Genomic DNA, 24,082 nt, shown 5'->3' on the forward strand with positions numbered 1-24,082 from the left:
GATTGAATCAACACGCACATCACGCCGAAAACACGCTCCGGCCACAGTCGGCTGCTGCCGGACACTCATCGTAAAACGGGAAAGTGGAGCCGGAACGCGTCCGAAACCCCACTCACAACGTCGTCTGGGCCAACAGCGCAAACCGGAAAGCAACGTCCGGGAAAAACTGGCCGGGAGGCCGGTACAAACCAGACCAGGCCGAATCAGGCCGACAGCCGGGCCTTGACCAGTTCGCCGACAGCCTTGCCGTCGATGCGCCCCTTGTGCTTGCCCATGACCGCCTGCATCACCATGCCCATCTGCTTGACGGAGGTCGCGCCCGTTTCGGCAATGGCTGCGTCCACGGCTGCGGCGGTCTCCTCGGCAGTGAGCTGGGTGGGGAGATAGCCCTTGAGTTCGGCCATTTCGGCCTCCTCACGGTCGGCCATCTCGTTGCGGCCAGCCTGGCGGAACGAGACGATGGACTCCTGGCGCTGCTTGACCTGCCGGGCGATCACTTCAAGCATCTCCTCGTCGGTGAGGGGACGCAACAGCTCCACCTGGCGGTTCTTGGCAGCCGTCTTGAGCATCCTCAAGACGGCCACCCGAACCTCTTCCTTGGCCTTATAGGCAGCCAGAAAGTCTTTTTCGATTTTTTCTTGGAGATTCATTACATTTGGTTGATCTTGCGCATCTTCTTGAGCAGACGCTTGCGGGCGGCAGCCTTCTTCTTCTTGCGCATGACACTCGGCTTTTCATAGTGCTGACGTTTTTTCAGCTCGGAGAGAACGCCGGCCTTTTCCACCTGCTTCTTGAAACGACGCAGGGAGATGTCGAAGTTGTCAGATTCTTCAAGGTAAACACCGGGCAAAGAGATCACCCCCTCTTTCGGTCCAGCCATCAGGCTGGACGCCCGAAAATGGCATAAGCGTAAAGACCGATTCTTTAGCCTGCACTTGAGCCGGCATCAAGAACTATTTCACGAATAGCACAAAATAATGCCGCCCGGCCTCTCGACCGGGCGGCGCAAATCCATCTGCTCCACCGAGGCAACCACCCCGGGCAATCGGGGAGTTCCCGTACAACCGGATTACGACCGTGTGGAACACACACAGCGTACGGCAACAGGAAACACCCGCAATGCAGGAACAGCAGAGGAGGACCGGCCGCAGACGCGGCACGAAACCACCCCTAAAAAACTACTTTACTGCGTCTTTCAGCAGCTTGCCGGGGCGGAACTTCACCACCTTGGAGGCGGGGATGTTGATTTCCGCGCCAGTGCGGGGGTTGCGGCCAGTGCGGGCCTGGCGCTCTTCCACCATGAAGGTGCCGAAGCCAGTCAGGGTCAGTTTCCCGTCGGAAACCAGAGTGGCCTCAACAGCCTCCAGGAAGGCGTTCAGGGCGCGTTCGGCGTTGGCCTTGGTGATGCCGGCCTTCTCAGCGATTTTCACTACCAGATCAGCCTTCGTCATCGGTCCTCTCCTCCTCGGTTCTGTTGCGATACGTCTCAAGCGTATCGAGGCTTGCGTGTTCGGTTGGTTCTTCAAGCCCTCGAAAGCCAGTAAGGCCGGACCTTTTCGGGGTCCGACCGCTCGGCGGAAGACGGGTCAGGCTTAAAGCAATCAAAGATCAATGTCCAGCGGGAAAGCCCTGTTTTTGCTTAATCTACGGGTTTCCCCCCATTTTGCCCTTCCGAAAGGCCAATTTCACCCCAGTTCCCGTTATCCGAGGGTTTTCCAGAGGTTATACATGACTCCCGGCGAAAGCTCCTCAGGCCTGCTGGTGGCTCCAAGACCTTCTGAATCTAGATATTCTCTTCCAGAAACCGATAAGTCCGGACCAAGAATTCGTCCCAGCTGTTTTCTTCGCATTCCGAACAGCCGCTTGATGAACCCTGCGAAACGCTCCGGTTCGTCCGGCCTTTCAGATAGCGGCTTCGGCGTAAAGGAGACCACGGCGGAGTCCACCTTGGGTTTGGGGTGGAAAACACCTGGTCCCACCTTGAAAAGCTTCTCGGCCCGCACGAAACTTTGCAGCCATACGCTCAGACCACCGTAATCCCCGGTGCGCGTCCTGGCCACTATCCGCTCCGCCACCTCAAGCTGCACCATGAACACCGCGCGCTCAAAACGCGTGGCGCGCCGGGCGATGTCCCACATGATGGGCGAGGCCACGTTGTACGGAAGATTGCCCACAATGCGCACGGAGGGGAGCCTGTCCAGGCGCTCCCAGGGGAACTGCATGGCGTCGGCGTTCACCACGCCAAGCTCCGGCCAGCGTTTCGCCAGCTCCGCAGCAAGGTCGCAGTCCTTCTCCAGCGCCAGCACCCTCCCCGCCCCGGACTCCATGAAAAAGCCCGTGAGCGCGCCCCGGCCCGGACCGATCTCCAGCACCGTGTCGCCGGGACGAATCCGCAGGGAATCCACGATGCGCCGGGCCACGTTGGCGTCGGTCAGGAAGTTCTGCCCGAGGCTGCGTTTGGGCCTGTTGAAAGTGGGCTGACTCACGCCTGGCTCGCCGCCAGAGCCTGATCCAGATCGGCGATGATGTCCTCGGCTGTCTCCAGGCCCACGGAGATGCGTACAAGATCCGGTGGCACGCCCGCGTTCAGCTGCTCCTGGGGGGTCAGCTGCGAGTGGGTGGTGGAGGCAGGATGGATCACCAGGGTCTTGGCGTCCAGGATGTTGGCCAGATGCGAACACAGCTTCACTGCCTCGATGAACTTGCGCCCGGCCTCCAGGCCGCCCTTGACGCCGAAGCCGAACACCGCGCCCGGGCCGTTCGGGAAGTATTTCATGGCCCGCTGGTGGTCCGGATGGCCGGGCAGGGCCGCGTAGTTCACGAACGTCACTGCCGGGTGCTTTTCCAGCCAGGAGGCCACGGCCATGGCGTTTTCGCAGTGCGCCCTGGCGCGAAGCGGCAGAGTCTCGACGCCTTGCAGGATCAGAAAGGCGTTCTGGGGCGCCAGGCACGCGCCGGTGTCGCGCAGCAGGCCGCAGCGCACCTTGAGCAGGTAGGCCATGCACTTGAGCGTGCTCTCGTCCAGGCCGCAGAAGCTCTTGAAGAAGCTCACGCCGTTATAGGTGGGATCGGGCTCGGTGATCTCGGGATATTTCCCGTTCGCGGACCAGTCGAAGCTGCCCTTCTCCACGATGGCCCCGCCGATGGAGGTGCCGTGCCCGCCGATCAGCTTGGTGAGCGAGTACACGCAGATGTCGGCCCCGAAATCGAAGGGATTCAGGATGGGCGGGGGGGACACGGTGTTGTCCACGATAAGCGGCAGGCCGTGCTCGTGGGCCACGCGGGCGATGGCCTCCAGGTCGTCCACGTTGCAGCGCGGGTTGCCGATGGACTCGGTGAAGACGAGGCGCGTATTCTCGTCGATGGCCTTGGCGAAGTTGGCCGGGTCGGACGAATCCACGAAGCGCACCTCGATGCCGAAGCGCTTGAGGGTGTGGGCGAACAGCGTCACCGTGCCGCCGTAGAGGTTCGAGCCTGACACGATGTTCTGCCCGGCCTGGGTGATGGCCGCCACGGCGTAGAAGATGGCTGACATGCCCGAAGCAGTCACCAGCCCGGCGGCGGCTCCGTGCATGGCGGCCAGACGGTTCTCCAGCACGTCGTTGGTGGGGTTCATGATGCGCGAATAGATGAATCCGAACTCCTTCAGCGCGAAGAGGTTCGCTGCGTGCTCGGTGTCGCGGAATGTGAACGAGGTGGTCTGGTAGATGGGGACGGCCCTGGAGCGGGTCTGGCTGTCCGGGGTCTGCCCCGCGTGCAGTGCCAGGGTCTCTATGCCGGGTTGCTTGGCGCTCATGGATTTGCTCCTTGCTGATGGTCCGTCATTCTCTACCCGCAGGGCGGGAAAAAGAAAAGGGAGTTGAGCAAACGCAGCGAATGCGTGTATGGAAGGCATACATATGAACATCCTCAAAAAATTATTCGGCCAGAATGAGCAGGAGGTTTCGGACATGCCAGCCCCCCCCCCCGAACAGGACTGGTTCCTGCCGGAAAAAAGCCGGGAGCAGCTGAAAGCCCTCTTCGTGGACATGCTCCACCCGGTAAATCTGCACATCTTCACCCTGCCCGGAACCGGAGACGTGTTCAACGAATACCTGCGGCGCTTCAGCACCGATATCGCCCGTGTCTGCGACAAGATCATCCTGCACCAGCACCGCATCGGAGACGACGACGCCAGGAAGTGGGGTGTCACCTACTCGCCCACGGTGCTCCTGGAGCCGGAGCGCTACCGCATTCGGTTCGTGGGCGCGCCCATGGGCGAGGAAGGACGCAGCTTCCTTGCGGCACTGCTGATGGTCTCCCAACGGGAATCGGGGCTCACCGACGCCACCAAGGACATCCTGAAAGCCCTGGACGAGGAGCGCACCGTCAAGGTGTTCGCCTCCCCCACCTGTCCCTACTGCCCGCCCCAGGCGGTCAACGCCTTCCGTTGCGCCGTGGAACGCCCCGACCTTGTGAGCGTCTGGTGCGTGGAGACGGGGCAGATGGTGGAGCTTGCCCAGCGCTACAACGTGGGCAGCGTGCCCCACACCGTCTTCAACGAGAAGCTGACCGTGCTCGGCCTGGAGCCGGAGACCCGCTTCGCCATGGAGCTCGTCACGTTGAAAGACATGCAGGCCGAGCTTCTGGCCCCCAAGCATCAGCCCGGCGAAACCGTCAGCGTGGACTGCCTGATCCTGGGCGCTGGCCCAGCCGGGCTGACTGCCGGAATCTACGCCGGGCGCGCAGGCCTGAAGACGCTCATCCTGGAGAAGGACACCATCGGCGGACAGGTTGCCGTGACCCCGGTGGTGGAGAACTACCCGGGTTTCTCCAACATTCCGGGCCTGGCCCTCATGGAGGTCATGGCGGCGCAGGCGCGCCAGTACTGCGAGATTCTTCCCGAGGAGCCCGTCAGCCTGAGCGCGGGAGAAGCGGGGGTCACGGCGGCCACGGCGTCCATCACCATCAAGGCCAAAGTTTTGCTGATCGCCACCGGGGCCAAGTGGCGCAAGCTGGAAGTCCCCGGCGAGACCGAATACTTCGGCCACGGCGTGAACTATTGCGCCACCTGCGACGGGTATCTCTACAAAGGGCGCACCGTGCTGGTGGTGGGGGGCGGCAACACGGCGCTCACCGACGCGTTGTATCTCAAGAACCTGGGCGTGAACGTGGCCCTGGTGCACCGGCGCGGGGAGTTCCGGGCGGAGAAACATCTGGTGGATTCCGTCGAACGCGAGAACATCCCCCTGCACCTGAACTGCGTGGTGGAGGCCATCCTGGGAGACGTGAAGGTGACCGCCGTGCGAGCGCGGTCCGTGACTACCGGCGAGGTGAAGGATATCCCCACGGACGGCGTGTTCATCGCCATCGGCGAGACCCCCAACTCCGAGGTGGCCGCACGCCTGGGCTGCGTCCTCACCCCGGAGGGCAACATCGTGGTGGACTCAGACATGCGCACCAACGTGCCCCGCGTGTACGCGGCGGGCGACGTGACCGGCGGCGTGCGCCAGATCATCACGGCTGTGGGCCAGGGGGGCACGGCTGCGCTGAAGATCTTCGAGGATATGGCCAGGGAGCACCCCTGAAGCGCGAGGAGCCTTACGGCCTGCCGCACACCCTACACCGGCAGGCGCTCAGTGCCGCGCCCGCCTCGCGAAGGGCGAGCAGCGCAAGCAGAGCCAGGCACAGGGGAATCGCCACGATTGCGCAAACGACGTCGTAATCAGCTTCCATATCTATTCTCTCCGGGACTCATGAGGGATTCTGGCGGGAGGCAGGCTCCCTGCCAGTTCATATCAGTACCAGTACGGCTTGAGCCATTGTCGGAAGAGGGCGTTCGCCCTCTGCGCACGCTGGAACTTCCCGTGCAGGCGAATGTTGTCATACGTCTTCCCAGATCCACCAGCATGGCCGGGCCATGCATCGTGCCCTGATCCGTGGAGACAACACTTCCTAATGATGTCCTCCTGCGACGCAAACGCACCTTGTGTCAAGCGAAAGACAAGGGTCCGAAACCAGTGTTCCGACAGTCCTGCCTTTTTCCCCTGGCGTGCTGCCCCGGACTCGCCAAGGCAGCACGCACGTACGCGACAGACCCTTCCGGCCTTCCGCCAGCTCCCTGATTACTTGGTGACTGTGGTCGACTTCTGCCAGCTTTTGGTCTTGCCGCCGGGACCGGTGACGGACTTGTCCTTGGTCCAGGTGTTGGTGGCCTTGTCGTAATTGCCGGAGGATTCCGAACTCGCGGATTTCCCGCCAGGGCCGGTGGTGGACGAGGAGCGCTCGTACCCGGTGGCGGTGCGATTGGCGTTCACTTCCCGGGTTGCGGTCTTGCCGTCCGCCCCGGTCACAGTGGACTGGCGCTTGTAGGCCTGGGCGTCCGAAGACAGGCCGCCCGCAAGAAAGGCGACCGCCAGGGTCAGGCTGAATAAGGCTGATAGACCGCGTTTGGCGAGATTCATGAGTGTGCTCCTTGTTGTTCGTGACGGCTGCGCTAGCCGTTTCCGGCCAGGACAGTCACCATGAAGTCCGCCGGATGCGAACAACGGTTACACACTTTCTTTTCGGCAGGCGAACGAGCGGCCTCACTCCTTGGTGATGCCCAGTTTCTTCAGGCGGGAATCGAACGTTGACCTGTTCACCCCGGCGCTGGAAGCGGCCTTGGTGATGTTCCACTTGTGTTTCTCCAACAGTTCCAGGGTGTAGGCGCGTTCCAGCTGGTCCCAGGTCATGCCGGAGAGCCCGAGTCCGCAGCCCGGTGCACCGGGAACGTCGGGAGCGTCCGGGAAATCCTGCGGCGTGTCCGCCCCGGCCCCGGCCTGCCTTGACCCGGCGCGCGGCGCACAGCCAGCCTGCTCCCCCACGATGTGGGCAGGCAGGTCGCGCTCTTCGATGACGTCGCCCTCGGTCACGGTGAGGATATACTTCACCAGGTTCTCCATCTCCCGGATGTTGCCCTTCCAGGCGTATCCCTGGAGCCGGGCGCGCGCCGGAGCGGCGATGCGCTTCGGGGGGAGCCCCAGGCGCAGGCAGTCGCGCCGGATGAAGTAGTCCAGCAGTTCGGGGATGTCCTCGGCGCGTTCGCGCAGCGGCGGCAACTCCAGGGGCAAAACGTTCAGGCGGTAGAAGAGGTCCTCGCGGAACTCGCCTTCTTCGATGGCCTGGCGCAGGTCCTTGTTGGTGGCCGAGACGATGCGAACGTCCACGGTGCGGGTGGCGGCCCCGCCCAGCGGCTTGACCTCGCTGTTCTGGATGAGGCGCAGGATCTTGGCCTGAAGCGCCGGAGCCATGTCGCCTATCTCGTCCAGGAAGACCGTGCCGCCATCGGCGTTCTCGAACAGCCCGGCCTTGTCGCGGTCCGCGCCGGTGAAGGCTCCTTTCTTGTAGCCGAACAGTTCGCTCTCAAGAAGAGTCTCAGGGATGGCCGAGCAGTTCTGCACGAAAAACGGCTTGTCCTTTCGCGTGCTGGCCTGATGAACCGCCTGGGCGAAAAGCTCCTTGCCGGTGCCGGATTCGCCGGTAATGAGCACGGGATAATCTGTGCGGGCGTAGGAGCAGGCCTTCTTGAAGGCGTCTCGCACCACCTGGGAGCGCCCCACCAGCGGCGGCTGGCCGCGAAAACGCTCCAGCGCGGACTTCAAGCCCCGGCACTCGCGCCCGAGGTTGTCGAAGGCCAGGGCCTGCCCAAGCGCGATGGCCCCAACGGCCACCAGATGCTCCAGCAGTTCCAGGAAGTCTGCGCGCAGGTTGAGGCGGCTGCCCCGCGACGAGGTGTCGATCAGCTCCACCGCGCCGTAGACCGTGCCGTCGCGCAGCACCAGCGGATAGCACAGGATGAGCGTGCTCTTGGCCTCCAGCCCGTCCTCCATCTCCTTGTAGTGGCGGGGGTCCTTGACGGGCTCGGCGATGGTCATGCGGGCGTTTTCGATCACCCAGCCCACCACGCTCGGTTTGTCGGCGGGGATCTCCACACCCAGGATCTGATCGCTCTGCTCGCCTGCGGCCTCGATGCAGGCGATGACGCCGCCCCGCTTCACCCACAGCGAGCCGCGCTCCACGTTCTGGGCCGCCAGCAGCCCGTCCAGGAAGCGGCGCTGAAGAGCCTTGGTGTCCAGGTCCTCGAATATGGCGCGGGTATACTGCAACAGCTTGTCGAGCATGGAGGCCTCATTGTCCGTCGGACTGGTCTTTCTCCAGGGTGAAGCGCCAGGAACAGAACTCGTCCGGGGCAAGATCGTCCGGCGGACAGGCCAGACATTCGGTGCGGATGCGCGCGTCCACGTGCCGGGCGAACCCCCGGTATTCGGTCACCCCGGCGGATTTGCAAGGATAATCCTCAAGGCCCTTGCGGCGGCGGGCGGCCTGCACCCGACAGGTGAGCACCCGGAACATCAACGAATCCGATTCACGAGTGATCGCCACCTCGTTCACGCGGCTGTTCATGCGCCACTTCAGAGCTTCTTCCAGCGCATCAAGTCCGCCGTGTTCAGGGAGCTTCAGCATGGCCTTCAGGCGAACGGCCTCCAGCGGGGCGAATCGCGCCCAGCAGGTGTCGTTCACCCGTTTGGCCCCGTCCATGCCCTCCAGGGATTCCACGGCCTGGAACCACACTCCGTCCATGCCGAGCCAGAGTTTGCTGAACGTATCCAGAAACGTTTCAAGCTGATCTTTGCTGAGATTCGCGAAGGGATTTGACGCGTTGGAAAGGCGTTTCAAGGCCATGTCGCAGGTCAGGTCGCCAGCGCGGCTTTCGGCCTGGAGCGCGGCGTCCAGCCCGAACTGGTGGACGGTCTCCGAGAACCAGAGGCCGTAGTGGACGGACATGAGGCGGATTTGCTCAAGGGCGGCGGCAGCAAGGGCGGTGGTGTCGTCGTCAGCGTCCACTGGCAGACCTCCAGGAAGAAAAGACGAATATGCCTCCGGCGGGCAAAGGGCTTCGCCCTCTGCACACCCTCTCCGCTTCGCAATGGTGTTCGTAAGCGCAGCGGTCACCAGCACACCGTGTACAGGTTGGCAGCTTCGCATTCCACGCGCCAGAACGTGGTAGCGGCTATGGCTGAAGGTTGTCACGAGCGGGTTCTGGCGGGTGGGCGACGAATCGTCTTCAAATCGGTTCTAGCCCACCCGCCAGGACCCGAACGGAACAGCCTTCAGCCGCAGCAATGAAACTCAATACCCCACGCACACGACGCGAAGCGGAAAGCCGGGTCCAGGGGGGACTTCCCCCCTTGCGGGTCCAGGGCAGAGCCCTGGCAGGGGCCTGGGGACAACGCCCCAGGCGCCTGCGCAAACATATCTCTTAAGCGCGACTGAACTTGCGGTACTTGATCCTGTGGGGCTGGTCGGCCTCCTTGCCCAGGCGCTCCTTCCGGTCGGCCTCGTACTCGGAGTAGTTGCCGTCGAACCAGAGGGCCTTGGAATCGCCCTCGAAAGCCAGGATATGCGTGGCCACGCGGTCCAGGAACCAGCGGTCGTGGCTGATGATGAGCGCGCAGCCCGCAAAGTTCACCAACGCGTCTTCCAGGGCGCGCATGGTGTTCACGTCCAGGTCGTTGGTAGGTTCGTCCAGAAGGATGACGTTGGCGCCGCTTTTGAGCATGCGGGCCAGGAACACGCGGTTGCGCTCACCGCCGGAGAGCACGCCGACCTTCTTCTGCTGATCAGGGCCGGTCATGCCGAAGCGGGACACGTAGGCGCGCGAGTTCACCTCGCGCTTGCCCAGGGGGATGGTGTCCTTGCCTTCGCTGATGGCCTCCCAGACGCTCATGTCGGGCTTGAGCGCGTCGCGGGACTGGTCCACGTGGGCCAACACCACGGTCTCACCGAGCTTGAGCTCACCGCAGTCGGGCTTCTCGACGCCGGTGATCATCCGGAACAAGGTGGACTTGCCCGCGCCGTTGGGGCCGATGATGCCGACGATCGCTCCGGGCGGGACGATGAAGTTGAGGTCGTCCACCAGCATGTTGTCGCCGAAGGCCTTGCACACGTGCTCGACCTCGATGACCTTGTTGCCCAGGCGGGGACCTGCGGGGATGAATATTTCCAGATCCTTGGAAACCTTGTCGGCGTCCTGGGCGGCCAGGGCCTCGTAAGCGCTGACGCGGGCCTTGCTCTTGGCGTGGCGGCCCTTGGGGTTCATCCTGATCCACTCGAGCTCGCGTTCCAGTGTCTTGCGGCGCTCGTCCTCGGCCTTTTCCTCGTTCTTCAGGCGGTCCTGCTTCTGCTCAAGCCAGGAAGAGTAGTTGCCCTTCCAGGGAATGCCCCGGCCCCGGTCCAGCTCCAGAATCCAGCCCGCCACATTGTCCAGGAAGTAGCGGTCGTGGGTGACGGCGATGATGGTGCCGGGATAGCTGTGCAGATGGTGCTCCAGCCAGGCCACGGTCTCGGCGTCCAGGTGGTTGGTGGGTTCGTCCAGCAGCAGGATGTCGGGCTGCTTGAGCAGCAGGCGGCACAGTGCCACGCGGCGCTTCTCGCCGCCGGAGATCACCTTGACCAGGGTGTCGGGCGGCGGACAGCGCAGGGCGTCCATGGCCATGTCCAGGCGCGAGTCGATGTCCCAGGCGTTGACGGCGTCCAGCTTCTCCTGCACCTGGCCCTGGCGCTCGATGAGGGCGTTCATCTCGTCGTCGTCCATGGGCTCTGCGAATCTGGCGTTGATCTCCTCGAACTCCTTGACCAGGGCCATGGTCTCGGCCACGCCCTCCTCCACGATCTCGCGGACGGTCCTGGTTTCGTCGAGCTGGGGCTCCTGCTCCAGATAGCCGATGGTGTAACCCGGCGCGAGTACGGTTTCGCCCTGGAAATCCTTGTCCACCCCGGCCAGGATCTTCAGGAGCGTGGACTTGCCCGAGCCGTTCATGCCCAGCACGCCGATCTTCGCGCCGTAGAAGTAGGACAGCGAAATATTTGAAAGGATTGGTTTCTTGTCGTGAAACTTGGAAACCTTGATCATGGAATAGATGATCTTGTTGGGTTCGTTGCTCATACTACCTTCTATATGGAGTCAAAATGATCAGCGACGACAAAATACACTGCAAATCTCACACATGAAATTCGACCATCAATAACCGTGACCAGGGCGACGCACCCTGCTCCGCCTGCTTCCCATCAGCTTATCTGGCGGGATGGCCATAGATCATAGGCCAGGATTGTTCAAGACTGCGATGCTCTAGCCTCTTTGACAAGCCAGCCGTGCGGCGGCAAGATCAAGCGCAGCGCAGCCCACGGCCTTGTAGAGCACAGGGCCTTGATGCGCAAGCGCGACATCTCCCGGCCTTCCTGGGCAGCCATGGCTGCTCCGCGCGATGCACATCTGTTCCAGCGGCGTGACCTCCGCCCAGTCAACGCCTGCCAGGAGGAGGTCTCCGGCTTCGGTGCGCGCGCCCTCCAGGCTGTCCGTGAACAGGCGGCAACGGCGGACCAGGGACGCCGGGATTTCAGCCCGCTCCGGGCTGAAGGACCCGATTGCCGCTATGAATACGTCATCGCGCACAGTTTCAGGAATGACCGGCGTCGGGCTGTTGGTGGCCGTGACGATGAGCGTGGCCCGGTCCAACACGTCTTCAGGTCGCGCCACACTCCGCGCCGGGACGCCCGCCCCGCGCAGGCGCTCGGCCAGGGCTTCGGCCTTCGCGCCATCCCGCGCGCAGACGAACAGCTCCTGCACGCCCAGGCCCGCGTGGAAGGCCATGGAGTGCGACAAGGCCTGCACCCCGGAGCCGATCACCAGAAGCGGCCCCTGCGGCTCAGGAGCCAGCAGCTCCGCCGCCAGGAGCGACGCGCCAGCAGTGCGCCGGGCCGTGACCTCCGGGCCGTCCAAAAGCCCCAGGCGCTCGCCCGTGGCGGCGCGCATCACGTCCACCTCGCCCTGGATGAGCGGCAAACCCAGGGCGGGATTTCCGGGGCTGACCGTTATCAGCTTGGTGACGGCCAGCACCCCATCAGTTGCGGGCATCACCAACAGCACCCCGCCGCCCGGCAATGGCAGACTCAACCGCTCGGGCACGTTCAATTCGCCTCTGCTCTTCGCGGCAAGGACGCCCGCAATTTCCTCGCTCAAGGGGACATAGGGCAACAGGGCGGCAGTGGCCGCCGCATCATATACTTTCACGACAATACCTGTTTTTATTTTGAGTTACTTAGCGAGAGAAATAATCCGCACACTGCATCAAGCCCTCCCTACGACGCACCCCACAGGGGATTCCACAAGGGCGAAGCCCTTTGGCCGCCGGAGGCTTCTTCCACGCCCATCTCTCCTGGCCATTTCAGGAGAAGGCGACACCGCAACACCCACACGCATCACTCCCGTTACGCCTCGCCCCTTTCGTAGCGGCGCTTCATCCAGTTCTGCAACTCGTCCAGGTACGTATACATCACCGGAGTCAGGAACAGCGTCACCACCTGGGAGATCACCAGCCCTCCGGCCACGGCCAGCCCCAGCGGCTGGCGCGCCCCGCCGCCCGCCCCGTAAGCCATGGCGATGGGCATGATGCCCGCGATGGCGGCCACTGTCGTCATCATGATGGGCCTGAAACGCGTGAGACACCCCTCGAAGGCGGCGTCATAGGCGCTCTTGCCGGTCTTCTCGCTCTCGATGGCGAAGTCGATGACCATGATGGCGTTCTTCTTCACGATGCCGATCAGCATGATGATGCCCACGAAGCCGTAGAGGTCCAGCTCGCGCCCGAAGATGAGCAGCGTGATGAGTCCACCCAGGGCAGCCGAGGGCAGCCCGGACAGGATGGTGATGGGATGGATGAAGCTCTCGTAGAGCACGCCAAGGATGATGTAGATGACCACGATGGCCAGGAGCAGCAGGAAGGGCACGCTGGCCGCAGATTCCTTGAAGGCTGTGGCCTGGCCCTCGAAGGTGTGGCTCACCTCGCCGGGCAGCTCCTTGGCCGCAAGATCCTCGATGGCGCGGACCGCCTGCCCCAGGGAATAGCCCGGGGCGGTGTTGAAGGAGATGGTCACGCTGGTGAGCTGTCCGGTGTGATTGACGGTGATCGGCCCCACCGTCTCCTCGATTTCCACCAGGTTGTCCAGGGGGACCAGCTTGTCCTTGTTCTTGTCTTTGTTGTTCTCCAGGTCCGGCTGCACGTAGAGCTTGGAGAGCATGCCCGGGTCGGTCTGGAACTGCGGCTCCACCTCGATGACCACGCGGTAGGTGTCCGTGGTGGCGTAGACGTTGGATATCTGGCGCGCGCCATAGGCCGACCACAGGGCGGTCTCGATGGCCTTGGCCGAGATGCCGAAGCTGGCGGCCTTGTCGCGGTCGATGTTCAGGCGCACCTGGGGTCCGTCGATCTGCATGTCGGAGTTCACGTCGCGAAGCTGCGGCAGTGTGCGCATCTTCAGTTCCATGTCGCGCGCGGCGGCGTAGAGCTTCTCCACCTCGGGCGAGAGGATGGTGAACTGGTAGAGCGCGCGCGTGCTGCGGCCGCCGATCTGGATGGCCGGGGGGTTGAACATGAAGGCGCGCAGGTTGCTCACCCCGGAGACCGCGCCGCGAAGCTGGTTCAGCACGGAGTCGATGTCGTCCTCGCGTTGCGAGGCGGGCTTCACCAGCGTGAAGAAGGCGGCGTTGTTCATGGAGGTGTTGGGGCCGCCCACGCCCACGATGCCCACCACCTTGTGCACGTTGGGGTTGGGCGAGATGCGCCCGGACACGTCCAGCAGGCGGGTCTTCATGGTCTCGAAGGAGGCGCTCTGCTCGGCCTGGGCGTACCCGAAGATGAAACCGGTGTCCGTGGTGGGGATGAAGCCGGTGGGCACCTTGGTGAAGAGCCACAGCGTCAGCGCGAGAATCCCGAAGCTTGCCATGAGGGTGGCGAAGCGGTGGCGCAGCACGAAGCGCAGGCTCGTTTCGTAGAGCCCCTCCACGAACTTGAACACCTTGCCCGAGTGCCCCACGGAGCCGTGGCGCAGAAACTGGCTGCATAGCATGGGCGTGAACGACAGGGTGACGAATCCGGACACCAGGATGGCGATGGTGATGGTTACGGCCAGTTCGTTCAGGATGCGACCCAGAATGCCCGCCATGAACATGATGGGCACGAACACCACGGCCAGCGAGAGCGTCATGGACACGATGGTGAAGCCAATCTGGCGCGCGCCCTCCAGCGAGGCCATCATGGGCGGCTTTCCCATCTCCATGTGGCGCACGATATTTTCCAGCATGACGATGGCGTCGTCCACGATGAAGCCCACGGCCAGCGTGAGCGCCATGAGCGAGAGGTTATCAAGGGAGAACCCCATCTCCTTCATGATGGCGAACGTGCCGACAAGCGCCGCCGGGAGCGCAAGGCTCGCGATGATGGTGGCCCGGATGTTCTTCAGGAACAGGAACACCACCACGACCACCAGGGACACGGCCAGCCCCATGGTGAGCTTCACGTCCTCCACGGACTCCCGGATGGTCTGGGAGCGGTCGAACATGACCTCGAACTCCACAGACTGGGGAAGCGTTGCCTGGATGGACGGAAGGAGGGCCTTGATGTCGTCCACCACTTTTATGGTGTTGGTGCCGGGCTGGCGCCTGACCGCGATGGTCAGCGAGGGCTGCTGGTTGTGGAAGGAGGCGTTCTTGTCGTTTATCGTGGAGTTCACGGCGGTGCCCACGTCGCTTATACGGATGGGCTTGGAGCCGCGCCAGGCAACTATCTGGTTCAGGTAGTGCTTGGCGTTCATGAGCATGCCCCGGGCCTTGATGGTGAAGAGCTTCACCTGGCCGTAGAGCGAGCCCGTGGGCAGGTTCACGTTCTCGGACTGGATGGCCTCGGCCACCTGGTTGATGGACAGGTTGTAGGCGGCCAGCTTGTCCGGGTCCAGGCGGATACGCGGGGAGTAGGTCTGGTCGCCGTAGATTATCACCTGGGCCACGCCAGAGGACATGGAGATGCGCTGGGACACGAAGGTCTTGGCGAACTCCGTCAGCTTGTACAGCGGCAGCGTGGCCGAGCGCATGCCGATGTACAACACGGGGACGTCGGCGGGGTTCACCTTCTGGTAGGTGGGCGGGTTGGGGAGGTTGGGCGGCAGGTAGCCCGTGGCCGCCGAGATGGCGGTCTGTACGTCGGAGCCCGCGCCGTCGATGTTGCGGTTCAGTTCGAACTGCAAGGTGATGCTGGTCTGGCCCAGGGTGTTCACCGAGTTCATGGAGGTGATGCCGGAAATGGTGGCCAGCTGTTTTTCCAGGGGCGTGGCCACGGAGGAGGCCATGGTCTCCGGGTCCGCGCCGGGCAGGTTGGCGGACACCTGGATGGTGGGGAAGTCGATGGCCGGCATCTCGGACACCGGCAGCGACTTGTAGGCCGTCAGCCCCAAAAAGATCAGGCCGAAGGTGATGAGCGCCGTGGCGATGGGGCGCTTAATGAAGATGTCGGTCATTGAGGCTTACCGGAAGCGCCCTGCTCCGGGGCCGCAGCAGGCTCAGGCTGGCTTTGCTCCTGCCTGATCGTCACCGGGCCGCCCGGAGCCACCTGAATGATCCCGTCGATGATCACGGTCTCGCCCGGAGAAAGCCCTTCAAGCACCACGACGTCCTTCTTGCCCACGTTTCGGCCGGTGACGACCTTTCGCAGCTCGGCCGTGGATTTGTCCGTGACCACGAACACGAAGGAGCCGTCCTGGCGGGTCATCACCGCGTCGTAGGGGATCACGGTGCGGCCCTTGTCCACGGCCAGTGTGGCCACAACGTTCACGAACTGGCCGGGCCACAGGCCCAGGGACTGGTTCCCGAACTGGGCCTGGAGCATGATCATGCCGGTCTGGGGGTCCACGGCGTTGTCGATGGCCGTCAGGGTCCCCCGCTCCTTGAGGTCCTGCTCCTCCTTGGGGACGCGCACAGTGGTCTGGATGGTTTCCTTGCCGTAATAGCGGCGCACCAGGGCGAGTTCCGCTTCGCTGACCGAGAAGCGAACCAGCACGGGCTGGACCTGGTTGATGGTGACCAGCGTGGACTGGTAGGCGCTGACCGTGTTGCCTGGCTTGACCTGCTGATACCCGGTCACTCCGGTTACCGGCGAGAGGATGGTGCAATATTCCAGGTTGATGCGAGCCGTTTCCACTGCCCCCTGGTCGGCCTTGACCTGCTGCCAGCCGGATTCGAAGTCCGTGCGGCGCTGCTCGTATTCGTCCTGGCTGACAACCTGCTGGCGGATGAGGTCCTTGTAGCGCAGGTAGTCGCGCCCGGCCTGTCCGGCCTTGGCCCAGTCGCGGTTCAGCGCGCCCCTGGCCTCGCTTAGCCTGGCCTCGAAGGGCTGCATGTCGAGCCGGGCCAGCAACTGCCCCTCGCGCACCAGCGCCCCTTCCAGGAAATGCAGGGACTGAAGCTTGCCGGTCACCTGGGGCTGCACGGCCACGGTGCGCGCCGCGACCACGTTTCCCACGCCGCTCACGGTGATGGGGGCGTCGCGCTGTTCGGCTTTGACCACACGTACCGGAACCGGGCGAACAGGCGGGGCGTCCTTCTTTTTCTCGCAACCCAGCAGCAGGATGGCCGCCATGACGACAATGAAAACGATTTTCACCACATGCGCCCCAAAGAATTCTGCATTTCCGTTTCTTATCCTTTTTGGCCACATGCGTAAAGCGGAGAGGGTTTTCCCCTCGCGGGACTTGTGCTCCTCTCCCGCCCAAGCTACTAGAGTCACCCAACAGCGCCCCGCATCCTCATATCCGACACGGGCGCGACACCTCAACTTACATCATTACGGCACAGCATGGGCAAGTTTCTCTCGGTTCTTGTGTTACTCATCCTCGCCGGACTTGGCGTCGGCGCTTATTTCTTCACCAGGGACATGACCGCGCCGCAGGTGGTCCTCACACCTGACCGCCCGGCCACCGGCAGCAAGCGCGAGTTCACCGTGACGGCTTCCGACCCCACGTCGGGAATCAAGTCCATCAAGATTTCGGTGCTCCAGGCCCAGAAAGAGACCACCATCGTCCAGAAGAACCTGGAACCCGCACCGCGTGAGCTCGTGGAGAAGTTCAACCTGGATCAGGCAGGACTGCGCGAAGGCCAGTTCGACCTGGTCGTGGTGGTCACGGACAAGTCCGTGTTCAACTTCGGCGCGGGCAACACCACGCGCATCACCAAGACCATGACCCTGGACAACCGCGCCCCGGTGATCTCGGTGCTGTCCCAGGCGCACCACATCAAGCAGGGCGGCGCGTGCGGCGTGGTCTATCAGGTGAACAAGGACGTGGAGCGTTCCGGCGTGGTGGTGGGCGACTACTTCTTCCCCGGCTACAAGCTCGATTCCGGCAACTACGCCTGCGTGTTCGCCTTTCCTTGGAATATGGAGTTCTCCAAGTTCCAGCCCAGGCTCTATGCCGAAGACGCAGCCGGAAACGAGCGGTCCATATCCTTCCGCTACAACGCCAAGCCCACCAAGTTCAAGTTCGACAGCATAAACGTCGGCGACGACTTTTTGCAGTCCAAGATGCCCCAGTTCGAGGCCATGTACCCGGACATCAAGGACCCCGTGCAGATCTACATCAAGGTCAACCGGGACCTGCGCAAGGAAAACGTGGCCAAGCTCTTCGAGTTCGCCAAGAAGACGTCGCCCAAGATGCTCTGGGAGGGTCCCTTCCTGCGCCTGCCCAACGCCGCCCCGCGCGCGGGCTTCGGAGACGGGCGCTCCTACATGTACAAGAACCAGAAGATCGACGAGGAGACCCACCTGGGCGTGGACCTGGCCTCCCTGGAGAACGCCCAGATTCCCGCCGCCAACCACGGCAAGGTCATCTTCACCGGCTTCTTCGGCATCTACGGCAACGCCGTGATCATCGATCACGGCTGGGGGCTTCAGAGCATCTACTCGCACATGAGCCAGATCAGCGTGAAGGAAGGCGACGAGGTGAAGCGCGGGACCATCATCGGCAACACCGGGGCCACCGGCCTGGCCGCAGGCGACCACCTGCACTTCGGCATCGCCCTGCACGGCATAGAGGTCCAGCCCATCGAATGGTGGGACCCGCACTGGATCAAAGACAACATCACCAGCAAGTTCCAGTAGAACCAGCAGGAGGCCCCGCCGCGCAAGCGCCGGGGCCTCTTTCCGTATCCGGCCCCGGCATTCGGATTTGAGGTCCGCAACCCCCATGATCGAGGTGGTGCAGGAGGCACGTTGACCTCCTGGCCGGTCTGGGGCAGATAACGATAAGAGTCCCGAACCCCTTTCCCAAGGAGCCGACATGATCAAAGCACTCGTTGCCTCGCTATTTCTCACCATGCTGGCCGCATCCGCCATGGCCGCCCAGCAGGACGCGGCAATCCCCAATCTGGTCGGCAACTGGATCGCCGGCACAAGTCATCTGCACCACGGCAAGCAGGGTTTCATCAACATCGACGCGGACTCGGCCAAGCTGACCGTCACAGACCAGAAGGGCCGGGTATTTCACGGCGTGGTGGAATGGGCCGGGAAGGCCCCCGGCAAGGACACCTTCTCCGGCGTGATCGACAAGGATAACGTCACCTTCTACATGGCGGGCCACACCGATGCAGTGCGCATCGGCAAGATGGAAGGCCCGGACGCCTTCACGTTCTACTTCCTGCATGCGGGAGGACCGAACCCCCGGGCAGGCTTCGTCGAATACAAGCGCGTGAAAAAATAGCCCAGGCACAATACGAAAGGCCGCCGGAACATGTTCCGGCGGCCTTTGTTTTTCTGATCTTCCGCAAATTTCAAGACATGTTCAGCGAACCATCTCCAGGTTGATGACGATATCCACCGTGTCTCCCAGCACGCCCATCTTCTGGAACTTGCCGTCGCCCACATGGTACTCCAGCATGTTGATGGAGAAGCGCGCCTCGAACCCGGCAACCTGCTTGCCCTGCTCCATGGGAGAAGGCTTGGTCCCCAGATAGGTGAAGGGGAGCTGGATGCGTTTGGTGACGTCCTTAATGGTCAGGTCGCCTTCGGCCAGGTATTCGTTGCCGCCCTTGGAGGTGATGCGCTGGCTGACGAACCACATGCCGGGATATTTGGCCGTTTCGAAAAAGTCCGGGCTCTTCAGGTGTTCGTCGCGCTTGGAGATGCCGGTGTTCACGCTGGCCATGTCCACGCTCACATCGATGGAGCTGCCGCCGAGGTTGGCTGGATCAAAGCGCACCGTTCCGGAATAACTGTCGAAACGCCCCGGAACCTGGGCCAGTATGTGCTTGACGAAGAACATCACCGAGCAGTGCGGCGGGTCGAAGGCCCAGATGGGCGCGGGCTCCGCCTTCGCGCCTGAAGCCGCTAAGGCGCTCCCCGCACCGGAGGCCACAGGCGTCTGAGTCCCTGCGGCCAAAGCCAGGCCTGCAAATCCGACAAATGCCGCAAGCACAGCGAGGCGCAGGACACCTTTCATGATATTCCTTTTATTTGAACAACTTGACATACTGGCCGTAGCCTTCCTTCTCGAGGTCTTCCAGCGGGATGAAGCGTAGCGCCGCCGAGTTCATGCAGTAGCGCAGCCCCGTAGGCTTGGGGCCGTCGTCAAAGACATGCCCCAGGTGCGAGTCCGCCAGCTTGGAGCGCACCTCGATGCGCACCGAGAAGAGCGAGCGGTCCTCCTTGGTGACGATGTTGCCCGGCTCCAGCGGCGCGTAGAAGCTCGGCCAGCCCGTGCCGGAGTCGTACTTCTGGAGTGACGAGAACAGGGGCTCGCCGGACACGATGTCCACGTAGATGCCGGGGCGCTTGTTGTCGTTGTAGGCGTTGTTGAAGGGCGGCTCGGTCCCCTCGTGCTGCGTCACCTTGTATTGAAGCGGGTTAAGCATGGCTTTCAGCTGTTCGTCCGTTGGCTTCACGAAGGGTTTGGGGGACGCTGCCGCGTCGCCTGCCTGCGCGGCTGTCTGGGCCTTCTGGGGTGGCTGCTCCGGGTTCACAGGCTCGGCGGCCCCTTCGCCCCAGGTCTTCTTCAGGAACTGGTCGCGCCCGGAGCCCCAGCGGTAGTAGTTGTAGCGGACGGGATTATTCTTGAAATAGTCCTGGTGGTAATCCTCGGCGGGATAGAAAGACTCGAAGGGCCGGATCTCCGTGACCACGGGCTTTGCGCCGAACACGCCGGATTTTGCCAGCCGCTCCTTGGATTCCTCGGCGATCCTGCGCTGCTCGTCGTCGTGGTAGAAAATCGCGGAACGGTACTGCTTGCCCCGGTCCACGAACTGCCCCCCTGCGTCCGTGGGGTCGATATGCTTCCAGAGAAATTCCACCAGTTGGGAATAGCTCACTTTCCCGGGGTCAAAGAACACCTGGATGGACTCCAGGTGTCCGGTGGCCCCTGCGGAGACTTCCTTGTAGGTCGGGTTGGGCTCCTTGCCGCCGCTGTACCCGGATATGACCCGGATGACGCCGGGCACCTTCTCGAAATCGGACTCGGTGCACCAGAAGCAGCCCCCTGCGAAAGTCGCCACGGACTCCCCGGGGGCCGCCTTGAGGTCCTGGGCGGTCACGGCGGCGGCTCCCTCGCCCATTGGCCAGATGCAGCCCATCGCGACCAGCGTCAAAAACCAACTCGTGCTGCGAACGAATGACGTCATGAATCTCCTCGTGGAAACAGGATACTGCGACCCAATCAGACCGCCATGGCCGTTATCGAATAATCGCGCTCCATGAAGCCCCAGCGGACGGCTTCATCCAGTTCCACCCAGGGGGTGGCCTCGCTGTACCGGGCCACCACGCCGTTGGAATCCACGAAGACGAACCCGCCTCCTCCGTCGTAGTGCTGGATGGTCCCGAGGTTGGTCACCAGCCATTGCCTGGGGGGGATCATGCCGATGACTTCGCCGCTCATGTTGTCGACGACTGGGAGTGATAACCATTCGCGCATGACAAGCCTCCTTATGCCGGTTTTGCCCGCTGCTGGGGAAATTGAATCCTGTCTCCCCATATCACACTGCGAGGCGATGGCAACGCAAAATTATATTTCCGGCGGAACAGATCCCGAAATGACTGGCAGCGAGAAGCGGAAGGCCTGAAAGAGACCGCTGGCCTGCGAGGAACGAAAGCGCGCGCCCTAAAGACAAACCTTGTGATTTCTACGCCTTATAAAACAAGAAAGGGGACCGGATGCGCTTCCGGTCCCCTTCGCGGCGAACATGAAATCAACTCGCAGGCGACCCACCGCAAACAGACAGCGCCTGCATGAGCAGGCGCAGGGCCGACCGGGCAACGCCCTCAAATGTGTATTAATTTCAAGGAAAAACTTCGAAATTATTGCATTTATCCTCGAAGGACGTGTTCATGTGTTTCAAGGACGCGGCACTTGGCAGCCTTGGCCGCGACCACGCGGGTCGATCCAGCGAGGCAACTGCCACCGCCTTACTTTCCCGATCTCTTGGGTCCGCGTCCGCTTCCGGAGGCGCGCCGCCCCTGGCGCTGATCCCCTGCCCGCCCGTTTCGTGCGTCACGTCCGTCGCCCTGGCTAATGCGTGCATCGCGTCCGGTGCGTGCGTCATCACGCCCGTTTCGCCCGTCGCGTCCGGCGCGTGCGTCATCGCGTCCAGTTCGCCCGTCGCGCCCGTCGCCCTGACCGGTGCGTGCATCGCGTCCGGTGCGTGCATCGCGCCGTCCGCCTCCATACGGGGTCTCAGGCCTGGACGGAGCCAGGATGCCGTGCTGCTGCAGGCGCTCGGCGTCGGTGGCGGCCACGTGGATGGGCTTGCCCTCCATGTCCGTCCCGGCAAAGAACATGGCGGCTGCGGCAGTGCCGGGCAGCGGTATGAAGCACTGCACCTGGCTCGGCTTCCAGCCCTTGGAGGCCAGCCAGTCGGACAGGCTGCGCATGTCCTCCACGGTGCAGCCGGGGAAGGCGCTCAAGAGATAAGGCACAACGTACTGCTCCTTGCCCGCCCGCTGGGACTCGTCCGAGAACAGGCGCAGGAACTCCTCGAACAGCGTGAACGACGGCTTTCGCATCAGGCGCAGCACGTGCTCGGAGCGATGCTCCGGGGCAACCTTGGCCTGCCCGCCCGTGAACTCGCGGATCATCACGCCGAGCGCAGTCTTGTCGGCAAGCCCCAAATCCATGCGCCAGCCGCTGGCCACACGCACGTGCTTGACTCCGGGCAGGCCGGACACTCCACGCAACAGTTCCACGAAGTCCTTCTGGTTCACTTTGAAATGCTTGCAGATGCGCGGCGTCAGGCAGCTTGGGCGCGTGCAGGAGGACGTATCCCCCGCGCAATGCCCGCCCCACATGTTGGCGCTGGGGCCTCCCACGTCGCTGACGCTGCCGGTGAACCCCTTCTGGGCGGCCATGCGCCGGGCTTCGGCCAGCACCGATGCCCGGCTGCGCGAGCGTATGCGCCGCCCCTGGTGCAGGGCCAGGGTGCAGAAGGAGCATCCCCCGGCGCACCCCCGGTGGGTGTTCAGGCTGGTGGCGATCATGGCCGTGGCCGGGATGGCCTCGGTGTAGGACTGATGCGCCCGGCGCGAGAACGGCAAGGCGTAGAGCCTGTCCAGGCCTGGGCCGTCCAGGCCGGGTCCGGGCGGGGTCAGGATGAGCAGGCGGTCGCCGGTTGGCTGCACGGCAATCTGGCGGTCCTGGTGCACGTGGCGCTCCAGCAGCTTGGTGGCCTGCACCAGCAGCGTGCGGTCGGCCAGCATGGATTCATGCGACGGCAGTTCCAGCACGTCGGCGTCAGGCGGGAGGTCTTCGGCCTTTCCGGCAAAGGCCAGGCCCTGGATAGAGGCCATGGCGGCGCGCAGGTCGCCGCCCTCCTCCAGCGACGAGTCCAGGGCCTCGGCCAGGTCGATGATGGACTGGTCCGCCATGCCGTAGAGGATGGCCGTGGCCTTGCTGTCGAACAGGACCGAGCGCCGAAGCGAGTCCGACCAGAAATCGTAGTGCGACACGCGCCGCAGAGAGGCCTCGATGCCGCCCAGGATCACCGGGATGCCCGGAAAGGCCCGACGCACGATGTTGGTGTAGGCGATCACCGCCCGGTTGGGGCGGTTTCCGGCCTTGCCGCCGGGGGTGTAGGCGTCGTCAGAGCGCTTCTTGCGGAAGGCCGTGTAGTGGGCCAGCATGGAGTCCAGCGCCCCGGCAGTGACGCCAGCGAACAGGCGGGGACGGCCCATGGCGGCCACGTCGTCGGGGACGTCCCAGCGTGGCTGGGCCACGATGCCCACCCGGTAGCCGTGCTCCACGAGCCAGCGGCCCAGAAGCGGCGCGCCGAAGGAGGGGTGGTCCACGTATGCGTCGCCGGTGACGAGAAGAATGTCCAGTTGGTCCCAGCCGAGACGGTCCATCTCGGCGCGGGTCATGGGGAGGAAATCGGGTTGGGTGAGAGGCGTGCGCGACATGGGGGGAGTATGGTCATCGGACGCGGCCGCGTCCAGGGGAAAGCCGCCTTATCAGGTGGACAAAAGTGCTTCAGGCGACCTTCAGGAGGTCTGGACGCTCCTGGCTGCGGTCTCCAGAGCCTCGCAGGCAAAGGCGTTCAGGCTCTTGCCGCTGGCCTTGGCGGCGGTTTCGGCCAGACGGTGCACCTCGGGCGAGACGCGCACCACGAACCGCCCCGAATAGGGCTTGTCGGGCTGCTTGCCGATCTCGGCGCAGGTGGCGAGGTAGTCGTCCACGGCCTCCTGGAAGGAGGCGCGCAGTTCGTCGATGGAGCGCCCGGAGAAATGGACGACATCCCGGATGCCGACGACCTCGCCGTGGAAGGTGTCGTCGTCAGGTTCGTAGGCGAAGACGCCAGAGTAGTGTTTATGGTGGAGAGCGTTCATTGATTTATCCCCATCTCCTGCAGATAACGCCGGATAGACTTGACTGCGCCTTTGTCCACTTCCGGCCCCGGGTGCGGCCTGTGAAGCCTCAAAACCAGCTTACCCTCAGACACGAACCGGACGCGTGACCCGTCACCTTCCAGCTTGCGGCATCCCACAGCAAGCAGCAATGCCTCGACGTCGCTCCACCGGATGTCCCCTCGTTCCGGCTTGGTAAGCAGGGCTTGCAGCGTTTTCCGATTTCGGCTGTTCACCCAATCATAGTATCACTATTTGGCACAAAGTCAACATACCCGCTGCTCTTCAACGCACGCAAAAAGGCGGCCCCTCGCGGAGCCGCCTTTTTGCTGTCTATTCTCTCATGATCGCCGCAGGCT

Annotated in this window: 21 protein-coding genes; 3 read left to right on the forward strand and 18 right to left on the reverse strand. The window is 63.2% G+C overall.

The window, feature by feature from the left end; genetic code table 11:
- Positions 1-203: 203 nt before the first annotated feature.
- The 5 genes from G453_RS0109610 to G453_RS0109630 form a co-directional block, all read right to left on the reverse strand.
- Positions 204-650 (reverse strand): GatB/YqeY domain-containing protein, encoded by a 447-nt coding sequence (locus G453_RS0109610; RefSeq protein WP_027190898.1) that lies wholly within the window; start codon positions 648-650, stop codon positions 204-206.
- On the reverse strand, positions 650-850 hold the full coding sequence (rpsU, locus tag G453_RS0109615) for a 30S ribosomal protein S21 (RefSeq protein ID WP_027190899.1): 201 nt from the start codon (positions 848-850) through the stop codon (positions 650-652). Before rpsU ends, G453_RS0109610 begins: the two co-directional genes overlap by 1 nt.
- 328 nt (positions 851-1,178) lie before the next feature.
- A complete protein-coding gene (locus G453_RS0109620) occupies positions 1,179-1,451 on the reverse strand; it encodes an HU family DNA-binding protein (RefSeq protein ID WP_027190900.1) in 273 nt (90 codons plus the stop codon).
- Between the two features lie 249 nt (positions 1,452-1,700).
- The gene (gene rsmA, locus G453_RS0109625; protein WP_027190901.1) at positions 1,701-2,486 is read right to left on the reverse strand and encodes a 16S rRNA (adenine(1518)-N(6)/adenine(1519)-N(6))-dimethyltransferase RsmA; all 786 of its coding nucleotides are present in this window, start codon (positions 2,484-2,486) and stop codon (positions 1,701-1,703) included.
- Positions 2,483-3,796 (reverse strand): O-acetylhomoserine aminocarboxypropyltransferase/cysteine synthase family protein, encoded by a 1,314-nt coding sequence (locus tag G453_RS0109630; protein ID WP_027190902.1) that lies wholly within the window; start codon positions 3,794-3,796, stop codon positions 2,483-2,485. The genes rsmA and G453_RS0109630 overlap by 4 nt, the downstream gene beginning before the upstream one ends.
- Before the next feature lie 154 nt (positions 3,797-3,950).
- Between G453_RS0109630 and G453_RS0109635 the strand changes: the two genes are divergently transcribed.
- Entirely contained in the window at positions 3,951-5,567 is a 1,617-nt protein-coding gene (locus tag G453_RS0109635) for an FAD-dependent oxidoreductase (protein WP_027190903.1), read from the forward strand.
- A gap of 537 nt (positions 5,568-6,104) precedes the next feature.
- Here the strand turns inward: G453_RS0109635 and G453_RS0109645 are convergent.
- The 7 genes from G453_RS0109645 to G453_RS23255 all read right to left on the reverse strand — a co-directional run bounded on the left by G453_RS0109645 (position 6,105) and on the right by G453_RS23255 (position 16,511).
- Complete coding sequence (locus G453_RS0109645; protein WP_027190904.1) at positions 6,105-6,443, reverse strand: hypothetical protein; 339 nt, start codon at positions 6,441-6,443, stop codon at positions 6,105-6,107.
- A gap of 123 nt (positions 6,444-6,566) precedes the next feature.
- A complete protein-coding gene (locus G453_RS0109650; protein ID WP_027190905.1) occupies positions 6,567-8,141 on the reverse strand; it encodes a sigma-54 interaction domain-containing protein in 1,575 nt (524 codons plus the stop codon).
- A 7-nt stretch (positions 8,142-8,148) separates the two neighbouring features.
- The gene (locus G453_RS0109655; RefSeq protein ID WP_043645273.1) at positions 8,149-8,865 is read right to left on the reverse strand and encodes a DUF6125 family protein; all 717 of its coding nucleotides are present in this window, start codon (positions 8,863-8,865) and stop codon (positions 8,149-8,151) included.
- Between the two features lie 415 nt (positions 8,866-9,280).
- The gene (gene ettA, locus G453_RS0109660; protein WP_027190907.1) at positions 9,281-10,966 is read right to left on the reverse strand and encodes an energy-dependent translational throttle protein EttA; all 1,686 of its coding nucleotides are present in this window, start codon (positions 10,964-10,966) and stop codon (positions 9,281-9,283) included.
- Positions 10,967-11,149: 183 nt separating this feature from the next.
- Complete coding sequence (locus tag G453_RS0109665; RefSeq protein WP_027190908.1) at positions 11,150-12,091, reverse strand: delta(1)-pyrroline-2-carboxylate reductase family protein; 942 nt, start codon at positions 12,089-12,091, stop codon at positions 11,150-11,152.
- A gap of 197 nt (positions 12,092-12,288) precedes the next feature.
- Complete coding sequence (locus tag G453_RS0109670; protein ID WP_027190909.1) at positions 12,289-15,369, reverse strand: efflux RND transporter permease subunit; 3,081 nt, start codon at positions 15,367-15,369, stop codon at positions 12,289-12,291.
- The gene (locus G453_RS23255; protein WP_169725312.1) at positions 15,366-16,511 is read right to left on the reverse strand and encodes an efflux RND transporter periplasmic adaptor subunit; all 1,146 of its coding nucleotides are present in this window, start codon (positions 16,509-16,511) and stop codon (positions 15,366-15,368) included. The genes G453_RS0109670 and G453_RS23255 overlap by 4 nt, the downstream gene beginning before the upstream one ends.
- 192 nt (positions 16,512-16,703) lie before the next feature.
- On the opposite strand from G453_RS23255, the gene G453_RS0109680 reads away from it, so the two are divergent.
- Together G453_RS0109680 and G453_RS0109685 are read left to right on the forward strand one after the other, a co-directional pair.
- Positions 16,704-18,002, forward strand: a complete 1,299-nt coding sequence (locus tag G453_RS0109680) for a M23 family metallopeptidase (protein WP_027190910.1) — start codon at positions 16,704-16,706, stop codon at positions 18,000-18,002.
- A gap of 178 nt (positions 18,003-18,180) precedes the next feature.
- Positions 18,181-18,600, forward strand: a complete 420-nt coding sequence (locus G453_RS0109685; RefSeq protein WP_027190911.1) for a hypothetical protein — start codon at positions 18,181-18,183, stop codon at positions 18,598-18,600.
- Between the two features lie 81 nt (positions 18,601-18,681).
- Here the strand turns inward: G453_RS0109685 and G453_RS23260 are convergent, their stop codons facing one another.
- The 6 genes from G453_RS23260 to G453_RS29015 form a co-directional block, all read right to left on the reverse strand.
- Positions 18,682-19,338, reverse strand: a complete 657-nt coding sequence (locus G453_RS23260; protein WP_051272174.1) for a YceI family protein — start codon at positions 19,336-19,338, stop codon at positions 18,682-18,684.
- Between the two features lie 10 nt (positions 19,339-19,348).
- Positions 19,349-20,512 (reverse strand): peptide-methionine (R)-S-oxide reductase MsrB, encoded by a 1,164-nt coding sequence (gene msrB / locus G453_RS0109695; protein WP_027190912.1) that lies wholly within the window; start codon positions 20,510-20,512, stop codon positions 19,349-19,351.
- Between the two features lie 35 nt (positions 20,513-20,547).
- The gene (locus G453_RS0109700) at positions 20,548-20,802 is read right to left on the reverse strand and encodes a hypothetical protein (protein WP_027190913.1); all 255 of its coding nucleotides are present in this window, start codon (positions 20,800-20,802) and stop codon (positions 20,548-20,550) included.
- A gap of 491 nt (positions 20,803-21,293) precedes the next feature.
- Entirely contained in the window at positions 21,294-23,279 is a 1,986-nt protein-coding gene (locus tag G453_RS0109705) for a YgiQ family radical SAM protein (RefSeq protein WP_027190914.1), read from the reverse strand.
- 81 nt (positions 23,280-23,360) lie between these two features.
- Positions 23,361-23,705 (reverse strand): type II toxin-antitoxin system HicB family antitoxin, encoded by a 345-nt coding sequence (locus G453_RS0109710; RefSeq protein ID WP_027190915.1) that lies wholly within the window; start codon positions 23,703-23,705, stop codon positions 23,361-23,363.
- On the reverse strand, positions 23,702-23,959 hold the full coding sequence (locus G453_RS29015; RefSeq protein ID WP_084502216.1) for a type II toxin-antitoxin system HicA family toxin: 258 nt from the start codon (positions 23,957-23,959) through the stop codon (positions 23,702-23,704). Before G453_RS29015 ends, G453_RS0109710 begins: the two co-directional genes overlap by 4 nt.
- Positions 23,960-24,082 lie beyond the last annotated feature (123 nt).

Source organism: Fundidesulfovibrio putealis DSM 16056 (genome assembly GCF_000429325.1).
GTDB classification, from domain to species: domain Bacteria; phylum Desulfobacterota; class Desulfovibrionia; order Desulfovibrionales; family Desulfovibrionaceae; genus Fundidesulfovibrio; species Fundidesulfovibrio putealis.

What these genes read in the sequence shown, in the direction of transcription:
- G453_RS0109650 (WP_027190905.1), bottom strand. Translation starts at nt 8,141, where the DNA reads ATGCTCGACAAGCTGTTGCAGTATACCCGCGCCATATTCGAGGACCTG.
- G453_RS0109635 (WP_027190903.1), top strand. Translation starts at nt 3,951, where the DNA reads ATGCCAGCCCCCCCCCCCGAACAGGACTGGTTCCTGCCGGAAAAAAGC.
- G453_RS0109685 (WP_027190911.1), top strand. Translation starts at nt 18,181, where the DNA reads ATGATCAAAGCACTCGTTGCCTCGCTATTTCTCACCATGCTGGCCGCA.
- ettA (WP_027190907.1), bottom strand. Translation starts at nt 10,966, where the DNA reads ATGAGCAACGAACCCAACAAGATCATCTATTCCATGATCAAGGTTTCC.
- G453_RS0109700 (WP_027190913.1), bottom strand. Translation starts at nt 20,802, where the DNA reads ATGCGCGAATGGTTATCACTCCCAGTCGTCGACAACATGAGCGGCGAA.
- G453_RS0109680 (WP_027190910.1), top strand. Translation starts at nt 16,704, where the DNA reads ATGGGCAAGTTTCTCTCGGTTCTTGTGTTACTCATCCTCGCCGGACTT.
- G453_RS23260 (WP_051272174.1), bottom strand. Translation starts at nt 19,338, where the DNA reads ATGAAAGGTGTCCTGCGCCTCGCTGTGCTTGCGGCATTTGTCGGATTT.
- G453_RS0109645 (WP_027190904.1), bottom strand. Translation starts at nt 6,443, where the DNA reads ATGAATCTCGCCAAACGCGGTCTATCAGCCTTATTCAGCCTGACCCTG.
- G453_RS0109705 (WP_027190914.1), bottom strand. Translation starts at nt 23,279, where the DNA reads ATGTCGCGCACGCCTCTCACCCAACCCGATTTCCTCCCCATGACCCGC.
- G453_RS0109630 (WP_027190902.1), bottom strand. Translation starts at nt 3,796, where the DNA reads ATGAGCGCCAAGCAACCCGGCATAGAGACCCTGGCACTGCACGCGGGG.
- G453_RS0109610 (WP_027190898.1), bottom strand. Translation starts at nt 650, where the DNA reads ATGAATCTCCAAGAAAAAATCGAAAAAGACTTTCTGGCTGCCTATAAG.
- G453_RS0109620 (WP_027190900.1), bottom strand. Translation starts at nt 1,451, where the DNA reads ATGACGAAGGCTGATCTGGTAGTGAAAATCGCTGAGAAGGCCGGCATC.
- G453_RS0109670 (WP_027190909.1), bottom strand. Translation starts at nt 15,369, where the DNA reads ATGACCGACATCTTCATTAAGCGCCCCATCGCCACGGCGCTCATCACC.
- G453_RS0109710 (WP_027190915.1), bottom strand. Translation starts at nt 23,705, where the DNA reads ATGAACGCTCTCCACCATAAACACTACTCTGGCGTCTTCGCCTACGAA.
- msrB (WP_027190912.1), bottom strand. Translation starts at nt 20,512, where the DNA reads ATGACGTCATTCGTTCGCAGCACGAGTTGGTTTTTGACGCTGGTCGCG.